Origin of the sequence: Hyphomonas sp. TMED31, from assembly GCF_002172815.1 — a bacterium.
GTDB lineage: Bacteria > Pseudomonadota > Alphaproteobacteria > Caulobacterales > Hyphomonadaceae > Hyphomonas > Hyphomonas atlantica.
In genome coordinates this window covers 15,814-41,194 of the sequence record NZ_NHCK01000013.1, presented here as the reverse complement: position 1 = coordinate 41,194, position 25,381 = coordinate 15,814, and the positions used below count along the sequence as shown (strand labels likewise).

23 protein-coding genes and 1 pseudogene are annotated in these 25,381 nt (G+C 59.1%); 10 read left to right on the top strand and 14 right to left on the bottom strand.

The annotated features are described in order from the left end of the window. On the bottom strand, positions 1-751 hold a 751-nt coding region (locus tag CBB91_RS01815), incomplete at its 3' end, for an NAD regulator (RefSeq protein ID WP_273011462.1). Further along, a complete protein-coding gene (locus CBB91_RS01810; protein WP_273241083.1) occupies positions 751-1,368 on the bottom strand; it encodes an HD family hydrolase in 618 nt (205 codons plus the stop codon). The genes CBB91_RS01815 and CBB91_RS01810, both read right to left, overlap by 1 nt. Positions 1,369-1,546: 178 nt before the next feature. On the opposite strand from CBB91_RS01810, the gene CBB91_RS01805 reads away from it, so the two are divergent. Next, a complete protein-coding gene (locus CBB91_RS01805) occupies positions 1,547-1,696 on the top strand; it encodes a hypothetical protein (RefSeq protein ID WP_162175989.1) in 150 nt (49 codons plus the stop codon). A gap of 16 nt (positions 1,697-1,712) precedes the next feature. On the opposite strand, the gene CBB91_RS01800 is transcribed toward CBB91_RS01805, so the two are convergent. The 4 genes from CBB91_RS01800 to CBB91_RS01785 form a co-directional block, all read right to left on the bottom strand. Further along, positions 1,713-2,834, bottom strand: coding sequence for a beta-ketoacyl-ACP synthase III (locus CBB91_RS01800; RefSeq protein WP_035552954.1), 1,122 nt, complete (start codon positions 2,832-2,834; stop codon positions 1,713-1,715). Between the two features lie 115 nt (positions 2,835-2,949). Next, a complete protein-coding gene (locus CBB91_RS01795; protein ID WP_273011459.1) occupies positions 2,950-3,267 on the bottom strand; it encodes a hypothetical protein in 318 nt (105 codons plus the stop codon). A gap of 3 nt (positions 3,268-3,270) precedes the next feature. Next, the gene (locus tag CBB91_RS01790) at positions 3,271-3,849 is read right to left on the bottom strand and encodes a DNA-3-methyladenine glycosylase I (protein WP_273011457.1); all 579 of its coding nucleotides are present in this window, start codon (positions 3,847-3,849) and stop codon (positions 3,271-3,273) included. Beyond that, the gene (locus CBB91_RS01785; protein ID WP_273011456.1) at positions 3,842-4,654 is read right to left on the bottom strand and encodes a folate-binding protein; all 813 of its coding nucleotides are present in this window, start codon (positions 4,652-4,654) and stop codon (positions 3,842-3,844) included. The genes CBB91_RS01790 and CBB91_RS01785 overlap by 8 nt, the downstream gene beginning before the upstream one ends. A 107-nt stretch (positions 4,655-4,761) precedes the next feature. Between CBB91_RS01785 and CBB91_RS01780 the strand changes: the two genes are divergently transcribed. Genes CBB91_RS01780 through CBB91_RS01765 form a run of 4 tightly spaced genes read left to right on the top strand, consistent with a single transcriptional unit; the run spans position 4,762 to position 10,429 of the window. Continuing rightward, complete coding sequence (locus CBB91_RS01780) at positions 4,762-6,096, top strand: dihydroorotase (RefSeq protein WP_035552962.1); 1,335 nt, start codon at positions 4,762-4,764, stop codon at positions 6,094-6,096. Between the two features lie 25 nt (positions 6,097-6,121). Then, positions 6,122-6,907 (top strand): ion transporter, encoded by a 786-nt coding sequence (locus tag CBB91_RS01775; RefSeq protein WP_035552965.1) that lies wholly within the window; start codon positions 6,122-6,124, stop codon positions 6,905-6,907. A gap of 39 nt (positions 6,908-6,946) precedes the next feature. Next, positions 6,947-8,821, top strand: a complete 1,875-nt coding sequence (locus tag CBB91_RS01770; RefSeq protein WP_273011454.1) for a feruloyl-CoA synthase — start codon at positions 6,947-6,949, stop codon at positions 8,819-8,821. A 60-nt stretch (positions 8,822-8,881) separates the two neighbouring features. Then, a complete protein-coding gene (locus tag CBB91_RS01765; RefSeq protein ID WP_035553351.1) occupies positions 8,882-10,429 on the top strand; it encodes an acetolactate synthase large subunit in 1,548 nt (515 codons plus the stop codon). Here the strand turns inward: CBB91_RS01765 and CBB91_RS01760 are convergent. Then, complete coding sequence (locus CBB91_RS01760) at positions 10,426-12,729, bottom strand: TonB-dependent receptor (protein ID WP_273011451.1); 2,304 nt, start codon at positions 12,727-12,729, stop codon at positions 10,426-10,428. The two genes, CBB91_RS01765 and CBB91_RS01760, sit on opposite strands and share 4 nt — an antisense overlap. A gap of 314 nt (positions 12,730-13,043) precedes the next feature. After that, on the bottom strand, positions 13,044-15,068 hold the full coding sequence (locus CBB91_RS01755) for a lytic transglycosylase domain-containing protein (protein WP_273011448.1): 2,025 nt from the start codon (positions 15,066-15,068) through the stop codon (positions 13,044-13,046). 102 nt (positions 15,069-15,170) lie between these two features. Between CBB91_RS01755 and dapA the strand changes: the two genes are divergently transcribed. Next, the gene (gene dapA, locus CBB91_RS01750) at positions 15,171-16,052 is read left to right on the top strand and encodes a 4-hydroxy-tetrahydrodipicolinate synthase (RefSeq protein WP_035552976.1); all 882 of its coding nucleotides are present in this window, start codon (positions 15,171-15,173) and stop codon (positions 16,050-16,052) included. A gap of 9 nt (positions 16,053-16,061) precedes the next feature. Continuing rightward, a complete protein-coding gene (smpB, locus tag CBB91_RS01745) occupies positions 16,062-16,541 on the top strand; it encodes an SsrA-binding protein SmpB (RefSeq protein ID WP_273011444.1) in 480 nt (159 codons plus the stop codon). A gap of 10 nt (positions 16,542-16,551) precedes the next feature. On the opposite strand, the gene CBB91_RS01740 is transcribed toward smpB, so the two are convergent. The 4 genes and pseudogenes from CBB91_RS01740 to CBB91_RS01725 form a co-directional block, all read right to left on the bottom strand. Further along, positions 16,552-17,349, bottom strand: a complete 798-nt coding sequence (locus CBB91_RS01740; protein ID WP_345906702.1) for a hypothetical protein — start codon at positions 17,347-17,349, stop codon at positions 16,552-16,554. A gap of 64 nt (positions 17,350-17,413) precedes the next feature. After that, on the bottom strand, positions 17,414-18,073 hold the full coding sequence (locus tag CBB91_RS01735; RefSeq protein ID WP_273011442.1) for a uracil-DNA glycosylase: 660 nt from the start codon (positions 18,071-18,073) through the stop codon (positions 17,414-17,416). A gap of 33 nt (positions 18,074-18,106) precedes the next feature. Continuing rightward, a pseudogene (locus CBB91_RS01730) lies at positions 18,107-20,035 on the bottom strand (gamma-glutamyltransferase family protein). Between the two features lie 134 nt (positions 20,036-20,169). After that, positions 20,170-20,553 (bottom strand): VOC family protein, encoded by a 384-nt coding sequence (locus tag CBB91_RS01725; RefSeq protein ID WP_035552986.1) that lies wholly within the window; start codon positions 20,551-20,553, stop codon positions 20,170-20,172. Between the two features lie 97 nt (positions 20,554-20,650). Here CBB91_RS01725 and soxR point away from each other — a divergent pair, with 97 nt between their 5' ends. Then, on the top strand, positions 20,651-21,118 hold the full coding sequence (gene soxR / locus CBB91_RS01720; protein WP_035553356.1) for a redox-sensitive transcriptional activator SoxR: 468 nt from the start codon (positions 20,651-20,653) through the stop codon (positions 21,116-21,118). Here the strand turns inward: soxR and CBB91_RS01715 are convergent. Then, positions 21,115-21,528 (bottom strand): TIGR02301 family protein, encoded by a 414-nt coding sequence (locus CBB91_RS01715; RefSeq protein WP_162175990.1) that lies wholly within the window; start codon positions 21,526-21,528, stop codon positions 21,115-21,117. The two genes, soxR and CBB91_RS01715, sit on opposite strands and share 4 nt — an antisense overlap. On the opposite strand from CBB91_RS01715, the gene CBB91_RS01710 reads away from it, so the two are divergent. Beyond that, positions 21,508-22,500 (top strand): D-2-hydroxyacid dehydrogenase, encoded by a 993-nt coding sequence (locus CBB91_RS01710; protein WP_273011438.1) that lies wholly within the window; start codon positions 21,508-21,510, stop codon positions 22,498-22,500. The two genes, CBB91_RS01715 and CBB91_RS01710, sit on opposite strands and share 21 nt — an antisense overlap. A gap of 63 nt (positions 22,501-22,563) precedes the next feature. Then, positions 22,564-23,775, top strand: coding sequence for a PQQ-dependent sugar dehydrogenase (locus CBB91_RS01705; protein ID WP_345906701.1), 1,212 nt, complete (start codon positions 22,564-22,566; stop codon positions 23,773-23,775). Between the two features lie 62 nt (positions 23,776-23,837). On the opposite strand, the gene CBB91_RS01700 is transcribed toward CBB91_RS01705, so the two are convergent. Then, positions 23,838-24,821, bottom strand: coding sequence for a nitronate monooxygenase (locus CBB91_RS01700; protein ID WP_273011435.1), 984 nt, complete (start codon positions 24,819-24,821; stop codon positions 23,838-23,840). Positions 24,822-25,381 lie beyond the last annotated feature (560 nt).

Here is a 25,381-nt window from a genome sequence, read left to right as displayed (position 1 = left end):
CGCGCTGAAGTGACGACAGAGTGAATTTGTCTGGCATCAGTTCGAAAACGACTGGCCGGTATTTGATCTTGCCGCGCAAACGAGAAATTGCCGTGGCCAGAATACGCCGGTGATCCGAGGCCATTGGCTCGCCGAGGCGGACATCCGGTTCTGGCAGGCCAGCATCGCGCGCGCATTCGATGACAAGCCCGGCCTCATACAGCAATTCGTAACGATCCAGAACGCGCTCCTCAATCCACCGGATTCCATCCAGAGCGAAAGCAGCGCGGGCACGTTCCAACCGACGTTCATTCCCGGCGGCCCACGTCATCAGGCGGGGCGCAATGTGTGCATCGATCAGCGCTGGACGGCCACTGCGATGATCTTCCCACGGAAAATATCGATACCAGGAGTGCCACCGCGCCTCGAAGGAATCATCCGCGGGGCGGGGCTCTGGGGTCAGGGCGAGGTAGCCGACCGAAATGACGCGCGCATTCGGGGCTGAATCTGCCAGAGTGGCTTCGGGGGTTTCGCGATCCTTGTCCCCAAACGTGTAGAGTTGCTCGACATAGCCGAGTTCAAAGCCGGTTTGCTCACGCACCCAGCCCCGCAATGACAGGTCAAACGTGCGATGGCGGTCCGGGTCAAATGCACCAAAGGGCAGGGCGTCTTCGCCCGTCTCGCGCTGGGTGATCAATACGCGGGGGGCGTCGCCTTCGACAGCAACCATCACGGCGGACAGTCCAATGAGCAAAGGCGATGACAGCGGCATCAGGAGGGCTCCAGCAATTTGTTGATCTGTGCGTAGCGCTTCATGAACGCGGCTTGCGCATCTGGAACCGCTTTCGGAGAAAGTTTCAGCTTGGTTCCTTCTGGCGGCTTTCCAAACAAGCGGTTTGCTTCGTCTTCGGAGAAACCCGCCAGTTGAATCGCTTCTGCCCAGGCGCAGATGAGGTCGGCTTTCTTGATCAGGCGCTTCAGCTTCTGTGGAGTAACAGGCCGCAGACCAAAGCGGATGTGGATCGCTTCCTGCAGGCGGGCCTCGATGGTCTTGTAGCTTTCACCCAGTAGCGCCTTGAAGGGCGATATCATGTCGCCAATCACGTATTCGGGACTATCATGAAGTAGCGCCGTCAGGCGTTGCTGCGGTGTCAGGTCAGGTTGAAGGCGGCGGCAGATATCTTCAACCAGAACAGAATGTTCGGCCACTGAGAATGCGTTTTCACCGCGTGTTTGCCCGTTCCATCGGGCAACCCGGGCAAGGCCGTGGGCAATATCTTCGATTTCCACATCCATTGGGGATGGGTCGGCCAGGTCAAGCCGTCGACCCGACAACATGCGTTGCCAGACGCGGGGGGCCTTAACAGATTGCTTCACGCGAGAGGTCATCACCACCTTATTTAAAGCTTTGGAAACACAGGTAAAGAAACGAGGGCATTCCGGTTACGAACTCGTCCCTTTTTGGCCCCAATCGGCAAATGCGCTGTTAAGGCGTTTGGGGCAAAAGGGTCTCATGAACAAGGGCCGCGTTCAGAGATTCGCCGCCTTTCCTGCAAGTGAGGTGACCATGCTGGATTCTTTGACGACTGTTGTATCTTCCCAAACCATTGCGTTCGGGGTCCTGCTCATAGGGTGCAGCATTGTTGTCGTTGAAGCCGTTCGCGCCAGCAAGGAAATACTCTGGGGCGACATGTTCATGGACGATCTGGACGATTAGTCCGGCCGGGCCTGATTCAGGCCGTTTTCTCCACAAATACGGTTCCGGCGGAATAACCGGCTCCGAAAGAGCAGATCAAACCGCGATCGCCGGGCTTGAAGTCGCCTGAATATTTGTGGAAGGCGATGATGGAACCGGCCGAAGACGTGTTGGCATAGGTGTCCAGCACGGTCGGGCTTTCCTCGTCGGTTGCTTCTCTCCCCAAGACCTTTGACGAGATCAGGCGGTTCATGTTTGCGTTCGCTTGATGCAACCACATGCGGCGCAAATCGGTTGGGGCGATGTTCAGTTCGCCCAGTTGTTCCCCAATCATCGTGGCAACCATTGGCACCACTTCCTTGAACACTTTGCGCCCTTCCTGGACAAACAGCTTGTCTGGCGCGTCAATGCCTTCCGGTGCGGCGCGGTTCAGGAAGCCGAAATTGTTCCGGATATTATTCGAAAACTGCGTCTTCAGCTTGGTGCCGAGAATTTTCCAATGGCCGACCGGCGCTATGCTGACATCTTCCACCAGGACAGCCGTTGCGACGTCGCCGAAGATGAAGTGGCTGTCGCGATCCGTAAAATTCAGATGCCCCGAGCAGATTTCCGGGTTGACCATGAGGACGGATTTGGCGCTGCCAGAGCGCACGAAGTCTGCTGCGGTCTGGATGCCGAAGGTTGCGGAAGAGCAGGCGACGTTCATGTCGAATGCGAAACCGCCACATCCAAGCGCGTCCTGGATTTCCACGGCCATGGCAGGATAGGCGCGCTGCATGTTTGAGGCGGCGCAGATCACGGCGTCCACGTCTTCGGGCTTGCGCCCGGCGCGCTCCAGCGCATCCTTGGCGGCCTTCACAGCGATTTCGGCCAGGACCGAAATCTGCTCGTTCGGACGCTCTGCAATACGGGGAGCCATGATGTCCGGATCCAGAACGCCGGTCTTGTCCATCACATAGCGGGATTTGATGCCGGACGCCTTTTCGATGAATTCGACCGATGAGTGCGTCTTTGGCTCCAGCAGGCCGGCGGCGATATCTGCTTCCCGCTCGCGGTTCCAGTTGTCGGCCCAAACATTGTAACTGTCGACCAATTCCTTGTTGGAAATGGAGTTGGGAGGCGTCCAGAGTCCTGTCGCCGAAATGACTGGTGTATTCATGCCTGCCCTCTTTGTCCGATCCGGATAACCCAGACCGTTATCGCATTTTTCTACAATGGTTTGTGTCTGCGGGAAGTTTGGTCAACTTCCGGTGATTTGCAAGTACCGAGGCTGTTTAGTCTTTTGGGGCGCGTAGCCCGGAATCGACCGTTTCCCGAACTGCTTCGCGGGGCAGACCCTGAGCTTCGTTTATGGCCTCGCGTTCTTCCGCCGCTTTCATTCTTTCGGCGTAGGATGCAGCATTTCGCTCCTGCCGCGCTTCAAGCAGCGCGATCTCTGTTTCTATGCACCGGTCTCGCGTGTCAGGATCAGGGGCTGTCCGGCAGCGGCTCCAGGCTTCGGCGCGGTTTGCCTTGTCCATTGAAGACGTTGCGCAGCCAGCGAGAAATGGCACCGCGACCAGAAGGGCAGCGGCAATCATTGAGGCTTTCATCAATCACATCTCCTGAACGGCCTTGTGTCGCGGACAGGATACATCATGGTCATTGACCATGCCAACTGCCTGAGCCCATGCATAAACGATCGTTGGGCCCACGAATTTGAACCCACGTTTCTTGAGATCCTTTGACATTGCAGCGGACCAGTCGGTGTGAGTGGGCGCATCGCGGAAATGTTTCCACTGGTTCACAATGGGCTGGCCGCCCACAATTTGCCAGCAATAGTCGGAAAAGCTGTCACCTGATTCTTCCATCGCAAGGAATGCCTGAGCATTGCCGATCACCGCGTCGACCTTTTTGGGGCTCCGGATGATGCCGGGGTTTTTCAGCGCTTTGGCTGCGCGGGCGGGCGTCCAGCGGGCGAGCTTTTCGGGGTCGAAGTTGTCGAACTCTTCGCGGATGCTGTCGCGCTTGCGCAATATGGTGATCCAGGCCAGTCCGGCCTGCATGCCGTCCAGTTGCAGTTTCTCCCAGAGCGTGCGCCCATCGCGCTCCGGCACGCCCCATTCGGTGTCATGATAGGTCCGATAGAGCTCGTCTGACGGCGGGGCCCATGCGCAGGGATATGTGTCACTCACCGGCTGGCTCCGCGATGTGACTGTCCACCTCCGCGCGTTGCCATTCCGTGAGCTCGAACGTCACAGACGCGCCGTTGCAGGTGAACGTCAGTCCATCCTGCTCAGCCTTGGCAAGCCGGTCCGTGCGGATCAGAGCGAGTCCAACTGATCCGGCCACGCTGGTGAGACTGCCTATGGGGGTGCCTGCGACGATGTCTGCGCCCGCTTCCAGGGCCTCACCCGTCACCTTCACGGTGCGCTTGCGAATCTTGCCCTTGCGCTTCATGCGGCTGGCGACTTCCTGACCGACGAAACAGCCTTTCTTGTAGTCGATACCCGACATCATATCCATGTTGATGTCAGTCGGGAAAACTTCCGCTGCGCGATAGTCTGAGCCCCATTCCGGAACGCCGGCTGCGATCCGGGCGGCATGCCATTCCTGTTCGGGCATATCGATTCCAGAGACACCCGACGGCGTGATTGCGCGATGCGGCATTTGCGGCGACCTGACGTCCACCCAACTCCCTTCGGTCACGACATCATCGGTCAGCCGTTCAATCGTCACATCATTGCGCATTCTGAACATTTTCAAGCGCTTTTCGAGGTCATCCGCCGCGTCGACATGGACATCCAAATAGATGTTTTCCAAGGACAGCATGGCCAGGTAGTCGGCGATCACCTTTCCTTGCGGCGTCAGCAACGCGCCGTACCGCATCTCGCCTGTCTGCCAATTGTCGACCGAGTGTGTGACCGTGCGGCCCAGCAGGTGAAGCATATCAGGGCCGGTCAGGCGAATGATGGCACGATGGGGGAGAATGCGTTTCATCTGCCTGTTGTAAGTATGGCAAGGTGGCTTCTCAAGTCCGACGTTCCATTCAAGGCTCGGGAAAACCACACTTGACTTAGGCCGCGCGGAGTCACACCCCATTTGCCATGACCTATGATCTGATCCTGAAAGGCGGCACCGTCGTTTCTCCCGGCGGCATGGCGCAAACCGACATCGGCGTGAAGGGCGAGCGTATTGCCCATATCGGCGACCTGACCGGCGTTGATGCCGGAGAAATCTATGACGCAACCGGCCTGCACATTCTGCCCGGTGTGATCGACAGCCAGGTTCACTTCAGGGAACCGGGACTGGAGCACAAGGCCGACCTCGAAACAGAAGCCCGCTCTGCCGCGCTGGGCGGCGTCGTGGCCGTGTTCGAGATGCCGAACACAAACCCGTCCACGATCACGCCCGATGCGTTGACTGACAAGCTGGCCCGCGCGAAGGGCCGGATGGATACCGATCATGCGTTCTATGCTGGCGCGACACATGACAACACAGATGTGTTGCCAGAGATGGAGCAGATGCTCGGTTGTTGCGGTGTGAAAGTCTTCATGGGCGCGTCGACCGGAGATTTGCTGATCCAGGACGATGAAGGCGTTGAAGCTGTGCTGCGCGCTATCAAGCGTCGCGCCGCATTCCACTCGGAAGACGAGTATCGACTCGAGGAACGCCGCAGCCTGGCCGTGCAGGGGGATTGGCAAAGTCATATTGTGGTTCGCGATGTTGAGGCCGCTGTCAGTTCTACGCGCCGCTTGTTGCGCCTTGCCCGCAAGACCGGAAAACGCATCCACGTGCTGCATATCTCCACCGCTGAGGAAATGGAGTTGCTGCGCGATGCGAAGGATCTGGCCAGTGTGGAAGTCCTTCCGAACCACCTCACGCTGGCTGCGCCCGACTGTTATGAGCGCCTCAAAGGCTTTGCCCAGCAAAATCCGCCCGTGCGCGAACAACGCCATCAGGACGCCCTCTGGCGGGCGCTGAATGCCGGGATCGTGGATGTACTCGCGACCGATCACGCGCCACATACGCGTGAGGAGAAGGAGCGCCCCTATCCCGCCTCACCATCCGGCATGCCGGGCGTGCAGACGCTCGTGCCGGTGATGCTGACCCATGTGAACAACGGAAAGCTCAGCCTTCAGCGTTTCGTCGAATTGACGAGCGCGGGGCCGCAGCGTGTCTTCGGGCTCGCAGACAAGGGCCGTATCGCGGAAGGCTATCATGCGGACTTCACGGTGGTAGACCTGAAGCGCAAGGAAACCATCACGCATGACTGGACGAAGTCCAAATGCGGATGGACACCCTATGATGGTTTCGAGGCGACAGGGTGGCCCGTTGCAACCATCATTCGCGGCGGGTTCGTCATGCGCGACGGTGAGATCGTGAAGAAGGGCGGCGGACAGCCCGTCCGCTTCAACGAGACGCTGGAGCCGATCAGCTGAACCTGATGTGGGTGGAGCGGGGCGCATGAAGAAAGAGCGCAAGGGCCTGAACCGGATTCTATTCTGGCTGTATGAGGGCACAGGCAGGTGGCCGTTCCTGTTCCGCTGGGCCATGCTGGCGTTTGATTTCATCACGATCGGCTATTTCCTGTGGGCCCCGTTTGACCAACGGGACCGCGCGCATTTTGCAATCGACTACGTGATTGGCGGCGTGATCCTCGCGGATCTGCTGGCGCGGTTTTACATTGCGCGGCACCGATGGAACTTTGTCATCCGGCCCATAAACATTGCGGATCTTGTCGTCGTGGTGACCATGTTTGCACCGCTGCTTGTGTCGAACTTCGCGTTTCTACGCGTGTTGCGTGCGGTGCGCGCCATCAGGGCCTTTACATTTATCAAGCGCGTGAAGGTTCTGACGCCCTTTTTCCAGCGGCATGAGCGGATCATCGACAAAGTGACCAATCTGGTCGTGTTTGTCTTCATCATGGCTGCCCTGGTCTACTCCACGCAGGTCGGGATCAATGATGGCATACACACCTATATCGATGCGCTCTATTTCACGGTGACCAGCCTGACGACGACCGGATATGGTGATGTCTTGATGGTAGGCCCCGGTGGGCGGTTGCTCTCCATCATCGTTATGGTGCTCGGCCTGACCCTATTCTTGCAATTGCTGCGAACCATTGTGGAGCCGCGCGACAAGGTGGAGCAGGAGTGCGAAGAGTGCGGTCTGCGCTTTCATGAACGTGACGCGGTGCATTGCAAGCATTGCGGAGAAGTGATCCATATTCCGACACCGGGGTTTGAATAACCGGAAAGATAAAAACATACGGGAAGAAACGCTCACATCATGCCAGATACGTCGGACATACCCTTCCGCGAAGTTCCTTACCTTCCTCAAAAGCTAAACGTAGACCGCAGACCGGATGGCACGATCTATCTGGATAATGGTCAGCCGCTGAAGGCCTGTCCGTCGCACATGCTGGCGCCACTGGTGCATTGGGCAGAACATCGCCCGGATACGGTCTGGCTGGCTGAACGCGACCCGGAGAATCCGGCTGCGGAAGGCTGGAATACGCTGACTTATGCTGCCGGGCTGGACGCGGTGCGCCGTCTTGCTCAGGGGTTTCTGGATGCCGGCGCCGGGCAAGATGCGCCGCTGATGATCCTGTCACGCAACTCTATCGCCAACGCGCTGGTGATGTATGCCGCGATGTGGGCCGGCAGCCCGGCGGTGCCCGTGACCCCAGCTTATGCGCTGCTCAGCGAAGACCTGGGGCGCCTCAAATACATTGATGGCCTGACGCAGCCCAAATTCATCTATGTCGAGGATGGCGCAGACTATCAGCGCGCTTTGGACGGGCTGGATCTTCAGGGGCGGCTGGTCATCTATAGCGGACGTGCACCAGAGCGCTGTGATGCAGTCCGGCTGGAGCAGTTCATGCGCGCGCCAACCGAGGCGGTGCAAGCGGCGTATGACCGGCTGACTCCGGACACGGTCGCGAAGTACATGATGACGTCCGGCTCCACCGGAGAACCGAAAGCCGTCATTAACCTGCAAGGCATGGTGTCGTCCAATGCCCGCATGATCCGATCGGTCTGGGATGAAGAACGTCTGGACGAGATGACCGGCGGGCCTCAGGTGATGTGCAACTTCCTGCCGTGGAGCCATACTTACGGCGCGCATTCCATCCTGCACAATATGCTCGATTGGGGCGGGACGCTCTACATTGACCAGGGCGCGCCGACGCCCGCCCGCCTGCCAGAAATGTTACGAAATCTGAAAGAGGTTTCCACAACCCAGCATACGACTGTCCCCGCAGCGTGGGCGGCGCTGGCCACCGAGTTGGAGCGTGATGATCAGCTGGCGGAGGTGTTTTTCAGGCGTCTCGTCTGCATGGCCTATGGTGGCGCATCCATGGGGCAAGACATTTATGAGCGCATTCAGGCGGTTGCTGTGCGTATCACCGGCGAGCGCATTTCCCTGTCTGCCGGGTATGGTGCAACCGAGACGGCACCGACTGCGTCAAACGTGCATTGGCCGAATGACCGGATGGGCCTGATTGGTCTGCCCCTGCCGGGCAACACGTTCAAGATGGTGCCGAATGCGGAAAAGATGGAATTGCGCGTAAAAGGCGTGAATGTCACGCCGGGCTATTTCCGCAATGAGGAGAAGACAAAGGAGGCGTTTGACGAAGAAGGCTTCTACAAGCTTGGTGATGCGGTGAAGTTTGTAGACCCGGATGCGCCAGAGCGCGGGCTTGCGTTTGACGGCCGCACCGCCGAGGAGTTCAAGCTGGCAAACGGCACATGGGTGTCTGCGGGAACTGTGCGTGTACAGGCCGTTGCAGCGACAGGTGGCGCGCTGTCTGATGCAGTCGTTTGTGGCCTGAATCAGAATGACATCCGGCTTCTGGGTTTTGTGAATGAAGCATGGTGCAAGCGGCTTGTCGGCGATGACCTGTCCATAGAAGAGCTGATCCGGCACCCAGCAGTGCATGAAAAAATCAGCGCGGGACTGGCGGTGCACAACAAGGCGCATCCAAATGTTTCGGCACGCGTAGCGCGGGTCCTGTTGCAGGCTACCGCTCCGCTGGCGGATAATGGAGAGATCACGGAGAAAGGATACATCAACCAGTCCCGTACGCAGGCCTTGCGGCAAGACCAGGTGGATATTCTCTATAAGGATACGGGCGACCTGCCTGACAATCTTCTGATCCTTTAACCAGCTCAAACCAGACAAAACAAAAAGGGATACCGGATGACTGACCAGCCAATAAAAACCATGACGGGTGCGGAAGCGCTTGTTTCCACGCTGGCCGATCATGGGGTGACCGCCTGCTTTGCCAATCCGGGCACATCGGAGATGCACCTTGTTACTGCGTTGGATCATGAGCCACGTATCAAGTCGACGCTCTGCCTGTTTGAGGGTGTGGCAACAGGGGCGGCCGATGGTCATGCGCGTGTAACGGGCGCCCCGGCCATGACGCTGTTGCACCTCGGCGCTGGGTATCTGAATGGTGGTGCCAATATCCACAATGCACGCCGGGCCTGGACGCCGATGGTCAATGTGATCGGAGACCATGCCGTTCCACACCAGCGCTTTGACGCCCCGCTGGCGTCTGATGTGGTTGGAATGGCGGGGCCGAATTCCCGTTGGATCAAATCGGCTGATACGGTTGCGCAGGCGGGCGAACTTGCCGCGCAAGCCTGGGAAGCGAGCTTCGGACCAGAGCCCGGCCCTGTGTCACTGATCCTGCCTGCTGACACGGCTTGGCTGGAAGGTGGCAAGCCGGGCGCCACACGTGCACGGCCATCCTTGCGGGCACCAGATCCGGCGCGCATCGATGCCGCCGCCGCGGCGGTGAAATCCGCCAGCAAGCCCGTGATCATCATAAACGGCACAGCCTTGACCGAGGCAGGCCTGGCGCAGGCAGCGCGGGTAAAGGCGGCCGGAATCCGTGTGCTCACCGACACCTTCTTCCCGCGTCAGGCGCGTGGGGCCGGTCGCTTCGTGCCGGACCGGATGCAATACTTTGCCGAAGGCGCAATGGCGGATCTGGAAGGTTCGGATCTGATGTTGATTGCTGGCACGCAAGTGCCTGTGGCGTTTTTCGCGTATCCGGGCAAGCCGAGTGTTCTCGTCCCTGAAGGCTGCGCACCGATGGTGATTGGCGGGCCGGATACCGATAGCGCCGCGATCCTGGCAGCCTTGGCGGACGCACTCGGTACGAAAGAGGCGGCCCCTGTTGCAGAGCTCGATGTGCCGGGTGCGCCGACTGGTGCACTCAACGCGGCTGCCATCGGTGCGTCCATTGCGCGTCACATGCCAGAAGGGTGTTTCGTTTCGGACGATGGCGTTTCCAATGGACTGCCGAGCTTTCTGATGACGCAGCGTGCCCGCCCGCACGACTGGATGATGCTGACCGGTGGTGCCATCGGCCAAGGAATGCCGCTCGCGTTGGGCGCATCACTTGCCGCGCCTGACCGCAAGACCCTTTGCATCACCGGTGACGGCGCAGGCATGTATACAAATCAGGCGCTNTGGAGCATGGCNCGGGAGGGCGCGAACGTGGTCAATGTNGTGTTCGTCAACCATTCCTACCGCATTCTGAACATCGAACTTGCGCGGACTGGCGCNGGCAATCCCGGCCCGGCGGCTCAGGAACTGCTTGGCCTTGGCCATCCGGAGATTGATTGGGTGAAACTGTCAGAAGCCCAAGGCGTACCGGCGGCGAATGCGACAACAGCTGAAGAGTTTGACGCGGCGCTTGAGCGCGCCTTTGCAGCTGATGGGCCGCGCCTTATCGCTGCGCATGTTCCAGCGCGCTAGACGTAAAAAGGGCGATACAACCGCCGGTCGTATCGCCCATTCTTCANNTGCTCAGATGAGATNTAGTAGCGTGCCGAGAAACGAACGCCGTAGGTCTCCGGTGCGCCATAGAGCGACACTTCATCACCTGCAAACGGAATGATGCTGACGCGATAAAGCTCATCAGAGATGTTCTTGCCCCAGATCGTTGCCGTCCAGCGGCCATCGGCAGCTGCGATGCCAATACGGCCGTTGAGGAGGCCNTAGCCTGGNTCTTCATTGTGATTGTCCGGGCCCCAGAACATNTGGTCCTGATAGGAGTAGTTCAGNGCCGCAATGAAGTTCAGANTGTCTGTCAGACGGTGATCAATGTCCGCGCCAATCGTGTACTGGAAGTCAGGCGTTCTCTGAAGCTGGTTCCCGCTGTAGTCGATGCCGCGCAGAGGGTCGATATAGTCTTTNTACTCTGTGTCGAGGAAGGATCCGGCCGCGAAGAGCGTCAGCCATTCCGTCGGCAGGACACGTACTTCATACTCGACACCCTTGATCGCGGCGTCGGCGGCGTTGGCCACGACAAGCGTCAGATTGACATCGTCCAGCAATTCTACCTGGAGGTCGGTGAAGTCCGTGTAGAATGCAGCAAGGTTGGTGCGTAGGCGGTTGTTGAACCATTCGGCCTTCAGACCAATCTCGTATGTAGATGCCGATTCCGGATCATAGGGTGTGGCCGCTGCAACAGCGTTTGCCGTCGCACCCTGCCATCCGCCGCCTTTGTAGCCGCTGGCGTACGAAGCGTAGATGAGNGCGTCTTCGGTCGGGGTCCAGTTNACCGCCACTTTAGGNGTGAANTCAGACCATTCCTCNCTTTGCACGACATCATATTCTTCCTGTAGCGGGGCTGGAGACAGGATGTCGCCCGGCAGGCCGTAGTCCAGAATCACCGCGCGCGTGTCGAGATCTTTCTTGTCGTGCGTAAAGCGGCCGCCAACNGCAAGCGTCACNTCAGGCGTGATATCGTACTCGACTTCACCAAAGGCTGCGTAGCTGGCCGTGTCGCTGTAGCCGAGATAGATGTTGTCGCCATCAAGGGAGTCCCGCGTGCCGCCTGGGCCGCCCGGCAGGAAGGATGTGGCTGTGTTCCGGGAAACGCGTTTCACGTTTTCATCGAGATAGTAGAGACCTGCCACCCAACGGAATGCGTTGTCCTGCGAAGATGCGAGGCGAAGTTCTTGCGTGACGCCTTGGTACAGTTCGTGCTGGGTCAGCGTACTATCCGTGATGGATGGCGGGGACGCCGCACCGGCTTGGGTCCAGCGGCCATCGCCTTGTCCATAGCGGTAGGCGGCCAGATAGACGAGCGACATTTCGCCGATGTCCCATTCGACACGGCCAGTCAGGCCAGCCGTATCGCGGTCAGCGTACTGATCATAGGGGGAAACGTTGACGCGTGGATCTTCCGGAATGTTCGGCGTGATGAAGCCAAAGCCGGGTGTTTTCGGATCGTCGACNGCGTGACGGGACGGGCCGCCGGCGCGATCCTGACTGTAATCTGCGACAACGGACACGAATACTGTATCCGACGCATCCCAATTCAGCGAAAGGCGTCCGGCTGTGGAGTCCTTGTCTTCAAGGTCTTGGCCAGTGACGATATTCTTCGCGTAGCCATCATGGGTTTCGCGGAACAGGGCGAGGCGCGCGGAGACCGTGTCAGTCACCGGACCTGTGACAAAGCCTTCGGCGAGGACACTGGAATAGTTGCCGATTGATACGGAACCACCCGCGTCAAACTCATCCTGCGGCGCGGCCGTGATAAGGTTGATGGCACCGCCGACAATGTTCTTGCCGAAAAGAGTGCCTTGCGGTCCGCGCAGAACTTCTACGCGGGACAGGTCGAAGATGGGAGGCGTGGCAGAGCCGCGACGACCGACATAAACTTCGTTGAGAAATGTGCCGATTGATGGGTCAGCCGTAGCGCCATTCAGGCGAACGGATCCAACGCCCCGGATGAACATCTCCGATTCCATGCTGTTCTGAGACTGGAACGTGAAGCTCGGAACNTGGAGTGCGATCTCGGAAAGGTCCGTAATCTGTTCATCGCGAAGCTGGTCTCCACCAATACCGGTCACGGCGATCGGAACATCCTGCAGGCTCTCTTCGCGTTTACGCGCGGTGATGACCAATTCGTCCAGCATGAGTTGGCCCGACTCGGATGCTGTGGTGGTGTCTTCCTGTGCCCAACTGGCGGCGGGCATGAACATGCCAATGGCTGCCGAAGCGACGGCTGAATAAAGCACGCCTTTGGTCAAACGCGTTTGCGCCATAACTTACTTCCTCCCGATTTCTATCTGTAAGTTTTATTAAGCAAGCTTCTCAATCGGGCCGTGTTTCTTGTCAAGCCTGCTGTTATTGAAATATGGGGGCGTGCCGCGACGGAAATGGATTGCATAACCATTCCTTGTTGGCGCATCGGCTAAAATCGGTGAGCGTGGGACCGGAGGAGCGACGCGAGGTGGCACGTCGCGAACACCAGCATCATCTCTATCTGCGAAGCAAAGTATATGCGATGAATTGTACCGTCAGAGCAGGGGCTCTGGCGTCGTCATGAATCGCGATATCGCTAACAGGAGGCCGGGTGTTATTGTCTGCCGCGTTCGAGGTCTTCCTCGATCTTGATCTCGACAGGCTCACCAATCAGGCGATGACGATAGACCTGTGTGTTCTCAAGGACACGCTGGACATAATTCCGGGTTTCCGAGAACGGGATGAACTCAACCCAGTCAATCGGATCGACTTGGCCCGTACGCGGATCACCATAATCCTTGATCCACTGGCGCGGACGGCTAGGNCCGGCATTGTAGGCCGCNGCGGTCATGATGTAGCTGCCATTGAACCGGGAGAGCAGCGTATCGAGATGCTGTCCGCCCAGCGTCATGTTGTAACCCGGATCATCCGTCAGCCAGGATGTACGATAGGGCAAGCCGCGCAAACGAGCCTCGTTGCGGGCGGTTGCCGGCATAAACTGCATCAGGCCGCGCGCGCCAACATGGCTGATCGCATTGGGGTTCATCTCGCTTTCCTGTCGAGACAGGGCGAGCATTAGCGGGCGCTCCACTTGTGGCTCTCGCAGCAAGGGATAGGCAACGACCGGATAGGCGGCATCTGTCGAGACGATGCCTTTGGCAAGTCCGGCTTTTGCGCCACGAACGCCGACATCNGGCACCTGGTACTCCGTCGCAAGACGGGCNAGCAGCAGGTATTCCGCTTCCGTTTCCAGCAGATCGTCCAGATGGTATGCGAACTCGCGGAAGAGGCGCTCCTCTCCGCTTTCACCGAGCAGGCGAAGGGCTGCAACCATGGGGCGTGACTCGAACGCTTCGATCTCTTCAGCTGTCGGCTCGGTGGTTTTGGGGAAGGAGAGCTTCTTGTCCTCAAGACGTTCCGCAGCCAGCTGACCGTAATAAGTGAATTTATGTTCTGCCGCCGCTGTGTAGTCGGTTCGCGCAGCATCAGACTGACCAAGCGCATCCCGTGCCCGGCCTGCCCAATATTTGCCACGGGCGACGCTGATCGGGGTCGACACGCCATCGGCCATCGTTTCGAAATGCTGCAAGCTGCGATCGGCATCATTGTTGAGGCGCAGGGCAATCCAGCCGGAGACCCATTCGGCTTCAGCAAAGTCACCGCCGCTATCCATGCCATGAGGTGAGGCGAGCTGATATGCGCGGGACCAGTTGCCGTCCTTCANNTCAGTGCGNATGGCGATGTTGCGNTCGTCCCANAGCCGGGAGCGGCCAGCTTCGGGAACCTCATTCCCATCAATGCCTGTCAGCAGCGGGGTTGCTACGTCCTGATTGCGCAACTTCTGGCGACGCCACTTGGCACGCTCATAAAGAAGGCCGGGATTGTCCTGCAGGTGGGACGGCACNGCGTCGACCAGCGCATCCACATTACGGGAGCGGGCCGCCAGACCGATGCGGGCATCAACCAGCTTTCGATAGTCGTTTGTCAGCAGGTATTTCAGGTTTGATGCGGCCGTGCGCTGATTGGTCCAGAGCAGGAATTCCACGCGCGCACGGTGGTCNTCCTGTGTAAGTTGTTTGCCGTACGTGGCCAGCACTTCGCGTTCCACCGCGCGTTCCAGGGAATTGTTGTGCCAGGCGTCGCGGACGGCTTCCAGCGCCTTGCCCGGCTCACCAATGGCGCGCCAACTGTCGGCNAGGGCGATTTTGCCTGCGCCCGTGATTGGGCCGGACTCGGTCAGCCAGTCGATGCGTTCCTTGTGGCTGTAGGAAGATTCGCTGATGATNTCCTCGGCCCGGCGCCGCATNGATGTGCGTTTCGGCCAGTCTTCGAGTTTGTCGAGCGCNAAGGATACTTCCGAAAAATTCATGCCAGGCACGCCGCGGCTCGCCCGGATCCACATGATGAGNTTCCGAACATCCGCGTCAGAGGCCTGTGTCTGCAAATGTGCTACCGCGGGCCAATCGTATCCATCGGCCGCGCGCAATGCCTTGTGCAGNATTTCGGCATTCCGGGTGTCCGTGACCGACGACACGTAAGGACGGTCAGGTTTCAGGCTGGGGGTNTCCGGCACCGCAGCCGCCGCAGCGGCCTGGGACAGGGCGGCAAGTGAGGCAATAATGGCAACAGGTCGCATCATGAAACGGCTCAGCAGAGTTTATTTCTTGGCCAAAGCGTGAGAAGGCATTGGCGATTTATATTCGATCAAACCAAACAACACCTGAATCGCGGCAAATTTACGATGTTCCATGGCTCAATCCCAGCACTCGTNACCCCCTTCAAGAATGGGGCCGTTGACCGGGACGCATTTGTTGCACTGGTAGAGCGCCAGATTCAGGGCGGTTCCAGTGCACTTGTGCCGGTCGGCACCACGGGCGAGACATCCACACTTTCAACGCAAGAGCATAAAGATGTCGTAACGCTTTGTGTTGAAATTACCAAAGGCCGCGTGCCCGTGATTGCCGGGGCCGGGGCCAACGCCACAGATGAGGCGATCGAACTGGTCGAACATGCCAAGACGGTCGGCGCTGACGCAGCGCTTGTCGTCTGCCCTTACTACAACAATCCCAATCAGGATGGCCTTGAGGCNCATTTCCGCGCCATCAACGATGCCGTGGCGATGCCGGTGCTGCTATACAACGTTCCCGGCCGCACAGTCGTTGATCTGGCGCCAGACACCGTCGCGCGCCTCGCCCAGCTGCCGAATATTGTCGGNATCAAGGATGCGACTGGCGACATGGAGCGTGTCAGCCAGCACATGGCAGCGATCCCTGAGGGCACACAATTCGTTCAATTGTCAGGCGATGATCCAAGCGCGCTCGGCTATCTCGCCATGGGCGGGATGGGCTGCATCTCNGTCACCGCGAACGTCATGCCGGAGGCCTGCGCCGCGATGCACAAGGCTTTCCACGCCGGAAACCTGGACGAAGCCCGCGCCATTGAGCGCAAGCTGATCGCGCTGCACAAGGCGATGTTCTGCTCGCCTTCGCCGGGGCCGGCCAAATATGCCTTGTCGAAACTGGGGCTTTGCACCGATGAGGTGCGCTTGCCGATCACNGCGCCATCTGCAGAAAAGCGGGCCGAAATTGATCAGGCCATGGCGCTTGCGGGTTTGAACGCCTAAATCAGGGCGATGGCAAAGAAGAGTCAGACAAAGGGCCGCTCGGATGGGCTGGTCGCGGAGAACCGCCGCTCTCGCCGCGATTATGCGGTTGAGGACACGCTGGAGGCTGGCATCATGCTGGTTGGCTCAGAAGTTAAATCCCTGCGCCAGGGCAAAGCGAATATCGCCGAAGCCTATGTCAGCCCGGAAGATGGTGGGCTCTACCTGATCAATGCGGATATCCCGATCTACAATGCTGCCAACCGGTTCAACCATGAGCCGAAGCGCAAGCGGAAGCTGCTCGTGTCAAAGCGCGAACTTGCGAAGCTGTCCCAATCCGTAGATCGGGCCGGGCGCACGATTGTGCCGCTGAAGCTCTATTTCAACGAGCGCGGCCTGGCCAAGCTCCTCATCGGCCTTGCGACCGGCCGCAAGAGCCATGACAAGCGCGAAGTTGAGGCCAAACGCGACTGGCAACGACAAAAGGCGCGGATTNTGAAAGAGGGCTGAGGCCTACCTCTCAGGCAGNGCGAAGTTTNCTGCCNCGAAGCCTCAGCAGGCCTTGCCAGACAATCAGNGCGATCAAGGGCGCAAACGCCAGCAGGAACGGCCAGGCGGTCTGGTTGAAGCCTTCGGGAAACACTTGCGGCTGCCCCAGGAAAAGTGAGCCGGATGCAATGAACATCGAGAAACACATGCGCCAGAGGTGGCGGGAAATGCGCGCCGTGTAGGACAGCGCCTGTCGCAGGATCACATTCAATTCGCCGAANGCGGCGATNCTGCCAGCNACAATGAACAGNATGAAGGCCTGGGGCGGCGAGCCATCCACGGTGCCGGTTGCGCTGTTCGCGCCCATATACATGAACACCACGCCCATCAGCGTTATGCCGAGCGCCGTCGCCAGTCCTACATAATGCCGCCAGTTGGTTCGGACAGGCCCACGCTGGCGAACTGTGATCAAAGCTGTGATGAGCAGGTACAAGGCGAGAATACCTGCCACGAAGTTCGGTCGTTGGCCCTCCTCAAGGAACGGCGCAACGCCCGCACCAATCAGATAGGTGACGAACATCGAAACGAAGAAGACTTTCCCCNCAAGGCGGTGCAAGGCTTGCCCTTTACGCGCTGCAATCGCTGCGACGCCGGATACGAGCCCCACCGCGCCGCCACCAATATGGGCATAAAGCAGGGCGTCCGTGGCAAGTTTGATCCATAGGGGCGCGTCCGGATCAACTTCGAGCTTTGCAGCATGCGCGACACCTGTGCCGAGAAAAACCAATGCNAAAACGCATGTGAGCAGCGGAACNGCATATCTAGGCATCGGGCATCCCCTTATCGAATAACAATATTATCGATAAACGGAAAACGCTTCGATGGCAACTCCCTTAGGCCGTATCGGTCACGCCCTTTGCCAATGCGAACACACCCTCGAACATCTCCGGAGTCAGGCGGCCGGTATTCGTGTTGTAGCGGCTGCAATGATAGGACGAGATCAGCGCCAGCGGCCGACCTGCGAACTCCACATCATAATGCGTGCCGTGGCCGAAGGGGTAATCCTTCAGCTTCAGCCCCAGCGTCCGCACCGTGGAATCATGGGAAATCTTGCCGAGGCAGATCATGGCCTTCAGCTTTGGCAGCGCCGCGATGCGCGCTGACAGGAAAGGCCGACACTGGTTGATCTCCGCGCCAACCGGCTTGTTCTGCGGAGGCACACAGCGCACAGCATTGGTGATCATGGCGCGCTTCAGTTCCAGCCCGTCATCCGGCCGCGCATCATAAGTGCCGGTCGAGTAGCCGAACTTGTCGATGGTCGCGTAGAGCAGGTCCCCGGCCCAGTCGCCGGTGAATGGTCGGCCCGTCCGGTTTGCCCCGGTCACGCCGGGTGCAAGGCCGATGATCAGCAATTCGGCATCCTCCGGCCCGAAGCTCGGCACGGCGCCGTTGAACCAATCCGGCTCTTTCGCCGCGACCTCTTCCCGATACGCCACAAGGCGAGGGCAAAGAGGACAATCGGCCGGGGCTTCTGGGGCAAATTTCGTCGTCATGCCCCTCTCCCTAATGGGAGAGGAGCGAGACGGCTAGTACCCATCCGCGCTGCCATCCTTGCGCATTTCGGTGGCGGCAATCCAGGCGCCGCTTTCGAAGTCGCGCATGATTGCCTGATAGCCGCCCGCATTCGCCTTGCAGCACTCGACCGTGTGACCGCGCGCTTCCAGTTCGGCGCGAGTTTCCGGCGGGATGCCGCTTTCCAGATGCACGACGCCCATGTCGNTNTCNCANNNGTCGCCNTTNAGNTCATCCGTNGGCTCGCAGCCGCCGACATGTTCCCAGCGCGCGGCNTCGCCGGCCTCCTGAAGGCCCATGTCGAAATCGACGAGGTTCAGGATGACCTGCACATGGCCCTGCGGCTGCATGCCGCCGCCCATCAGGCCAAAGCTAAGCCAAGGCTCGAACGGGCAGGCCTGTTCGATCGGTTCGGCGCGCACCTGACAGCCCGGCATGTCCTTCTTGAAAGCAAAGGCGGGGATGATCGTGTGGAAGGGGCGCTTGCCCGGCTCGAACACGTTCGGATGGGCCGGGTCGAGGCTGAACAACTGGCCCCGGTCCTGGAACATGAAGCCGAGGCCATCCGCAACGAGCCCTGTGCCCATGCCGCGATAGTTTGACTGGATGAGGGAGACCATCATGCCGTCCTTGTCGGTGACGGTGAGATAGGTGGTGTCGCCGTCGTTCAGCTTGGCATCTGCGTCTGCGAAGCCGGGGGCAGGAGGTGCCATCGCCTGACCGAGGTCAATCCTGTCTGCCCGTTCAGCATTGTAGCCGGGGCGAACAAAGATAGCGGGATCAATTCCGGACGTTTCTGGATCAGCATAGCCAGCCGCCCGGTCTGCAAAGGCGAGCCGTTTCGCTTCCACCTGCGCCATGATGCTGTCGGNCGAGCCGAAGCCCATGCCGCGCAGGTCAAACCGTTCCAGCATTTGTAACATCTGAAGCGCCGCGATGCCCTGCGTGTTCGGCGGCAATTCGCAGACCTTGTAGTCGCCGCGATAGGTCACACAGATCGGCTCGNCCCNNNCNCCNGAATGGGCGGCAAAATCCTCATAGGTCAGGAAGCCGCCGATCCGCTCGAAATAGTCGCCCATGATGTGGGCGGTTTCGCCGGAATAGAATTCGTTCCGGCCCTTGTAAGCGATCCGCTCCAGCGTGTCGGCCAGGTCAGGATTTCGGAACAGGCTACCTTCCTTCGGCGCGGGCGAGAAATAGGTCGCCTTCGCATTGTCGAACTCTTCCAGCATGCCGCTGTCAGCCGCTTCTTGCAGGCGCGTTGCGTTGCGGCCCCAATAATAGGCGANGACCTCAGGAATCGGCGCGCCGTTACGGGCGTACTGAATGGCCGGTTCGAGGTTCATGTTCATCGGCTGCTTGCCGAACTTGTCATGCAGCGCGTACCAGCCATCGACCGTGCCNGGCACNGTCACNGGCGCGGCGCCGAAGGGCGGAATCTCNTCGCCTTGCATGAATTCGTCGGCTTTCGCCTGCATGTCGTCCAATGTCGCGCCCAAGGGCGAGCGACCGGAGCCATTGTAGCCGTAGAGCTGCTGCGTTTCCGGGTCCCAGACGATGGCAAACAGATCGCCGCCNATGCCGTTGCCGGTCGGCTCGACCAGGCCGAGCATNGCATTTGCGGCAATNGCNGCGTCCACCGCTGAACCGCCTGCCTTTAGCACATCAAGTGCCGTCTGCGTGGCGAGGGGATGAGCTGTTGCGGCCGCGCCNTTGGGGGCCACCACNGANGAGCGNGTGCCAAGTGGGCGGCCCGCCGGCATCCGGTCACCCGGCCCTGGCTGGCTCACCTCATCCGGCTTGNGGACCTCTATCCGCACCACTTTCTTGTGTTTNACTGTCGCATCCGCGTCGATGCGTGTCTCATCCTGTGCTGGCTCTGTAGCGCACGCGCATAATCCGATAGCCAGAACTGTCGCCGCGACGACGCGTTTGATGGGCATCCGTCTCTCCTGTTTTGTCTTGAGGAGAGCTTAGCGCGCTTCGGGGCAGAAGCGAGTCCCAGTCGGTGTCGGGGAAGTCGTCGCGCGGTCGCCAGCCCTGGCCGAACGCGTCCAGGTAGGAATGGATCAATCCGTCAAGCATAGCTCACAACCTCCCACTCGATGTCGTCATGGTCGTGGAAATAGAAGCGACTGCCGGGGTCATAGGTCTGGTGGCTGTGGGTGCGATAACCGGCGTCGAGGATCTTCCGCTCGGTCGCGTCCAGATCATCCACCAGAATGCCGAAATGATTGACGGCGCCTGTCCGGTAATAGCTTTCCTGTTCCGGCTGGTCCTGCTGGGGCAGGGCATAGAGCGCGATGTAATCCTCGTCCGTGCCGACATGCACCGTGTATCCATCATACTTCGCTGGCCCCTCCCAGCGCACTTTCCAGCCGAACAGTTTCGTCAGCATGGAAGCGGTTTTCTTCGGGTCGCGAACCGTTACGTTCACATGTTCGAACTTGGCGATACTCATTGTTTTCGACTCCATTTCGTCTTGATCAAATCTCTGATATGGCTGTCGTAATTCCTCAACTTAAGTTGAGGTCAAGCGCGAAATGGAAGGTTTTTTCATGGCGGTTCAGACAGGGCTGACGATCGGCGAAGTGGCGGCGCGGACCGGCCTGTCGGTCTCGGCGATCCGGTTTTATGAGGGACGCGGGCTCGTGCATCCCGAGCGTTCACCGGGTGGTCAGAGGGTTTTCCTGCGGTCGGATATCCGCCGCTTGTCGTTCATTCTGATTGCCCAGCAGATCGGGCTGACAATTGAGGAGATCGGCCAGCTTCTGTCGTCACTGCCTGACCGACGGACGCCAACGAAGCGGGATTGGACGCGGATCAGTACCGCCTTCCGGCATTTGCTGGACGAGCGCATAGCGCTGATGGAGCGCACACGGCGGAAGTTGGATGGGTGTATCGGGTGTGGGTGCCTGTCGCTGAAAAAGTGCCAGCTATACAATCCGGAGGACCGCGCGCGCGGGCTTGGCACCGGGCCGCGTTTCCTGCTGGACGATGTCAGCGTGGTATCGACCGAATCCTAGTCGTTGCGCGCTGGGGGCTGAGGGAAATAGTGGGTCGCCATGCGGGTCGCAATTTCCTGGCCTTTCACGGCGAAATCCGCTTCCGCTTCAACCGCGCGATTGTCACAGGACTGGTAGATGCGGCCAGCGCTGGTGAAGGCTTCGTTGAAAGCCTCGACAAGTGAGCTGCGTACCGCGCCGCGATTGGGCGCTTCATATTTCAACATGTCGGACATGTAGCGCCGCCAGTACTGGTCGCCCCGGCCATTGCACTCCACCCGAATGGCGTGCGCGGCGCCCAATGTGGCGGCCAAATCCTTGGCATCACGGAAGTAATCCGGCCCGCGCATTGGCAGATCGGACTGCGCCACGCTTGCGCCGCAGAAGGCGAGCGCGCTAAGCAGGAGGACATGAAAACCTGTTTGCTTCATGCGAAGACTTTTGCGCGCATTCGCGAAAGGCTCAAGGGCCTTGAACACAAGGTCGAGTTCATTGTGATGGACGAAGATGGCCTGTTTTCCCATGCCGGGGACGGCACCGTGGTGCATGACATCCGCCCGGACATCGTGTTCGGCAATACAGACGTCTGGTTCGGGGATCATGTCCGCGATTTCATGATCGCTGTTCTCAAGACTGGTGGGATTGACTGGTTCCAGTCGTCTGCGGCAGGGCTCGACAATGCTGCATTGATCTCCGTTGGGAAAATTTCGCGGCTCTACACCACGAACCACACCCAGTCTGAAGCGATGGCGGAGTGGGCGCTGTGGCAGGCATTCGACTTTCTGAAATGTGGCCCCCAACATCGCGCCCAGCAGGCTGACGGAAACTGGAGCCGACTGGAGATGCGCGAGATGATGGGGTCGCGCTGGCTGATCGTCGGGTATGGCTCTATCGGCTCGGCGGTTGGCAAACGCGTGCAGTTGCTTGGCGGACATGTTACGGGGGCGCGTCGCTCTCCCGGCCCGGCCGAGGGCGCCGATCACATTGTTCCGATGGCGTTGGTTAAAAGTGAGCTGGCGCAGGCGGATGTGGTGTTGCTCAGCCTTCCGCTTACGGACGAGACCGAGGGGCTTGTGGACGAAGAATTTCTATCTGCGATGAGACCCGACGCTCTTCTGATGAATTTGGGCCGCGGACAACTGATTGACGAGGGCGCGCTCGTTGCGGCGCTTGATGCAGGCCGTCCAGCCTTCGCCGCTGTTGATGTAACAGCTGAGGAGCCGCTGCCGAAAGACAGCCCGCTCTGGAAGCATCCGAAGATCGCGATCACACCACACAACAGTGCCATGACGCAGGCGACTTACGTTCGNGCCGATGAGACCTTCCTGGATAATCTCAAGCGGTATCTGGCGGGTGAACCACTCAGGCATCTTGTGCCCTCTGAGACATTCGCGGACTCGTAGCGGGGAACCCTTGGCGCCGTACCGCGTTTTCCGGAGCAGATATCTGCCTCCGGAGGAATTTTCATGTCATCATACACTCTGCGCTCAATCGTCAGCGCCAGCGCCGCCGCATTGCTTATAGGGTGTGCCAGTGCTGAACATCACGAGCAAGCACCAGAGCCCATGAGCGTCACTGGAACGGCGGGGACGGCTCTGACAGCGACTCCGCTCGAGACGTTTGAAAGTGCGTGGGCGATGACTTTTCTGCCGGACGGGCGTTCGCTTGTCTCCGAAAAGGATGGCAATCTGTGGCTGTTGGGAGCAGACGGCAAAAAGCTCGGCGAAATCGCAAATGTGCCATCCGTTACGGCGCGAGGCCAGGGTGGCCTGGGAGATATAATCGTTCATCCGGACTTCACCGACAACAACACCGTTTTTCTGTCCTATGTCGAGCGCGATGCAGAGGATGACAATTTAAGCGGCGCAGCGGTTGAACGGGCAACGCTCAGTCTCAAGGCTGAAGGCGGCNCTNTGGANAACCGNGAAGTCATNTGGCGNCANNCNCCNAAANTGACTGGNAANGGNCACTATGGNCATCGANTGGCNATCGCNCAGGATGGGCATTTGTTCATNGCGTCNGGCGAACGCCAGAAATTTACGCCNGCNCANAACATGGCGATGAATCTGGGCAAGGTNGTGCGNATCAATCANGATGGTTCNNTTCCGGAAGACAACCCNTTCTATGGAAACGGGGCAATGGCGGATCAGATATGGACGCTCGGCCACCGAAATCCGCTCGGAATTGCGTTTGATGGAGAGCAACGTCTCTGGGTCGTGGAGATGGGCCCAAAGGGCGGAGACGAGTTGAACCTGATCGTGCGATCCGAAAACTATGGCTACCCGGAAGTGTCAGAGGGTGATCACTATAGCGGCAAGCCGATCCCGACACATGAAAGCAATCCGATATTCGAAGATCCGGCCATCGCCTGGGTTCCGGCCATCAGCCCGGCCGGGTTGGTCTTTTATGACGGAGATATGTTCGCAGACTGGAAGGGGAATGCCTTCATAGGTGGCCTGTCTTCACAAGCNTTGATCCGCGTATCATTCGAAACNCAGCCGACGGACAATCTCGGCCAACCACCAAAAGACGGTCAGACGGAACCGGTGGCGAAGGAAGCGGAACGGTTTGAATGGGGCAAGCGCATTCGTGAAGTTGAGCAAGGTCCTGACGGCGCGCTCTATGTGCTGGAAGACAAGGAGGGCGGGCGTCTCATTCGCNTGACCCCAGCAGAGTAGCGATCGAACAGAAAANGCCGNACCATACAGGTCCGGCTTTTTACTTGGGAACTACGTGTTGATCAGGCTGTAGCCTTGGCCTTNAGGGACGATACGCGATCAATGGCCGCCTCGGCGTCGCGCATGATGTCGCCCACGATTTCTGCCACNGGCTTCACCTCTTTCACACCGCCTGCTGATTGNCCCATCGCGAAACAGGACGTGTCCGGATTGAGTTTCTCTTCATCCGTGATGCCGCCGATGCCGCCGATCACACCCGTCTGGTGGGAATGGATTGCCTGATGCGGGAAGGGCTGGATGTCCTCCGGGCGGCCTTCCCAATCCTTGATGTANTCGTTCGTACGGCAACGCATTGGCTTGCCCGAATAACAACGCGTGCGAGTTGTATCCGTGTCGNCAGCTCCGACCACGGTGTCCTTNTACATCTGAGCGGCATGCGCCTCGGTTGAGGCGATAAAGCGAGTGCCCATCCAGACGCCACAAGCGCCAAGCGACAAGGCCGCTGCGAGGCCGCGCCCGTCATAGATGCCGCCNGCCGCGATCACCGGAATGTTCACGGCTTCCACNGCTTGCGCGACNAGNGGCATNGTNCCGACNAGGCCCGTATGNCCNCCGCCTTCGCCGCCCTGCAGGATCACTGCGTCACATCCAGCCTGTTCGGCCTTGATGGCATGCTTCACNGCGCCGCCGACAACCATGACTTTTACATTGGCTTTCTTNAGNCGCTCCATGATTGGCATGGGCACGCCAAGTCCTGCGATGAAGCTGTCCGCACCATTNTTGATGATGACATCGACGCTTTCTTCCAGGCTTTCGGGGCTCGCGGCCAGCAGGTCGACGCCGAACGGCCTGTCGGTCAGTTCGCGAACGCGCTTCATCTGGCCTTCGATAAAGTCTGGTGTGGTGCCCGCCATGCCCAGCACGCCATAGCCGCCCGCATTGCACATGGCAGCGCAAACCTCCGCATAGGACACGCCGCCCATGCCTGCGAGCATNATCGGATGTTCGATATTGAGCATTTTCGTGAGTGCAGTCTGCAAGGCCATGTTTATGTCTCCCGGATCAGTCTTTTCGGTTTTGAGGGACCGTAAATTGCCGTCCTTGCGTCAACGCAAGGCGGATTGCGCGAGATTGACCGGGCAGGGGGAAATCAATCGCTGCGCCTCATGGCTGATTCGGTCAGCTTCTTCGATTCTGCACAAGATTCGAAGAAATCCTGAGTTTCGCGCGCCTGNTGATAGGAGAAGCGAACGCGCAGATCAGGCCTAAACAATGATGAAGAAGTGCCCGAAACCGCCCGAAATTGCCTCAGCAGGGCGCGAAGTCGCACTAATTCTAGAATAATCGTCCGAACGGGCTGCANTCGCGCCTCAGCTGAAACCATCTTTGCGTCATGGTCGGCAGATGGTAAACCTCTGCCCGGTCATCTTTGGCCTGAAGTAGGGGAAAAGGTATGAAACAACTCCTGATTATTGGTGCGTCTGCGCTTGTTCTGGCTGCCTGTGCAGCNGAAGAAACGACGGCTCCTGAAGAAACCACGACGGTTGAGTCCATCGAAGAAGCTGCGGATGACGCTGCTGANGCGGTTGANGAAGCTGTCGANGAN

Bases quoted from the DNA above. Each gene is read 5' to 3' on its own strand.
- CBB91_RS01780 (WP_035552962.1), top strand. From the start codon at position 4,762: ATGACCTATGATCTGATCCTGAAAGGCGGCACCGTCGTTTCTCCCGGC.
- CBB91_RS01775 (WP_035552965.1), top strand. From the start codon at position 6,122: ATGAAGAAAGAGCGCAAGGGCCTGAACCGGATTCTATTCTGGCTGTAT.
- CBB91_RS01715 (WP_162175990.1), bottom strand. From the start codon at position 21,528: ATGAAGCAAACAGGTTTTCATGTCCTCCTGCTTAGCGCGCTCGCCTTC.
- CBB91_RS01810 (WP_273241083.1), bottom strand. From the start codon at position 1,368: ATGACCTCTCGCGTGAAGCAATCTGTTAAGGCCCCCCGCGTCTGGCAA.
- CBB91_RS01770 (WP_273011454.1), top strand. From the start codon at position 6,947: ATGCCAGATACGTCGGACATACCCTTCCGCGAAGTTCCTTACCTTCCT.
- CBB91_RS01795 (WP_273011459.1), bottom strand. From the start codon at position 3,267: ATGAAAGCCTCAATGATTGCCGCTGCCCTTCTGGTCGCGGTGCCATTT.
- CBB91_RS01800 (WP_035552954.1), bottom strand. From the start codon at position 2,834: ATGAATACACCAGTCATTTCGGCGACAGGACTCTGGACGCCTCCCAAC.
- CBB91_RS01735 (WP_273011442.1), bottom strand. From the start codon at position 18,073: ATGACGACGAAATTTGCCCCAGAAGCCCCGGCCGATTGTCCTCTTTGC.
- soxR (WP_035553356.1), top strand. From the start codon at position 20,651: ATGGCGGTTCAGACAGGGCTGACGATCGGCGAAGTGGCGGCGCGGACC.
- CBB91_RS01725 (WP_035552986.1), bottom strand. From the start codon at position 20,553: ATGAGTATCGCCAAGTTCGAACATGTGAACGTAACGGTTCGCGACCCG.
- CBB91_RS01785 (WP_273011456.1), bottom strand. From the start codon at position 4,654: ATGAAACGCATTCTCCCCCATCGTGCCATCATTCGCCTGACCGGCCCT.
- CBB91_RS01805 (WP_162175989.1), top strand. From the start codon at position 1,547: ATGCTGGATTCTTTGACGACTGTTGTATCTTCCCAAACCATTGCGTTC.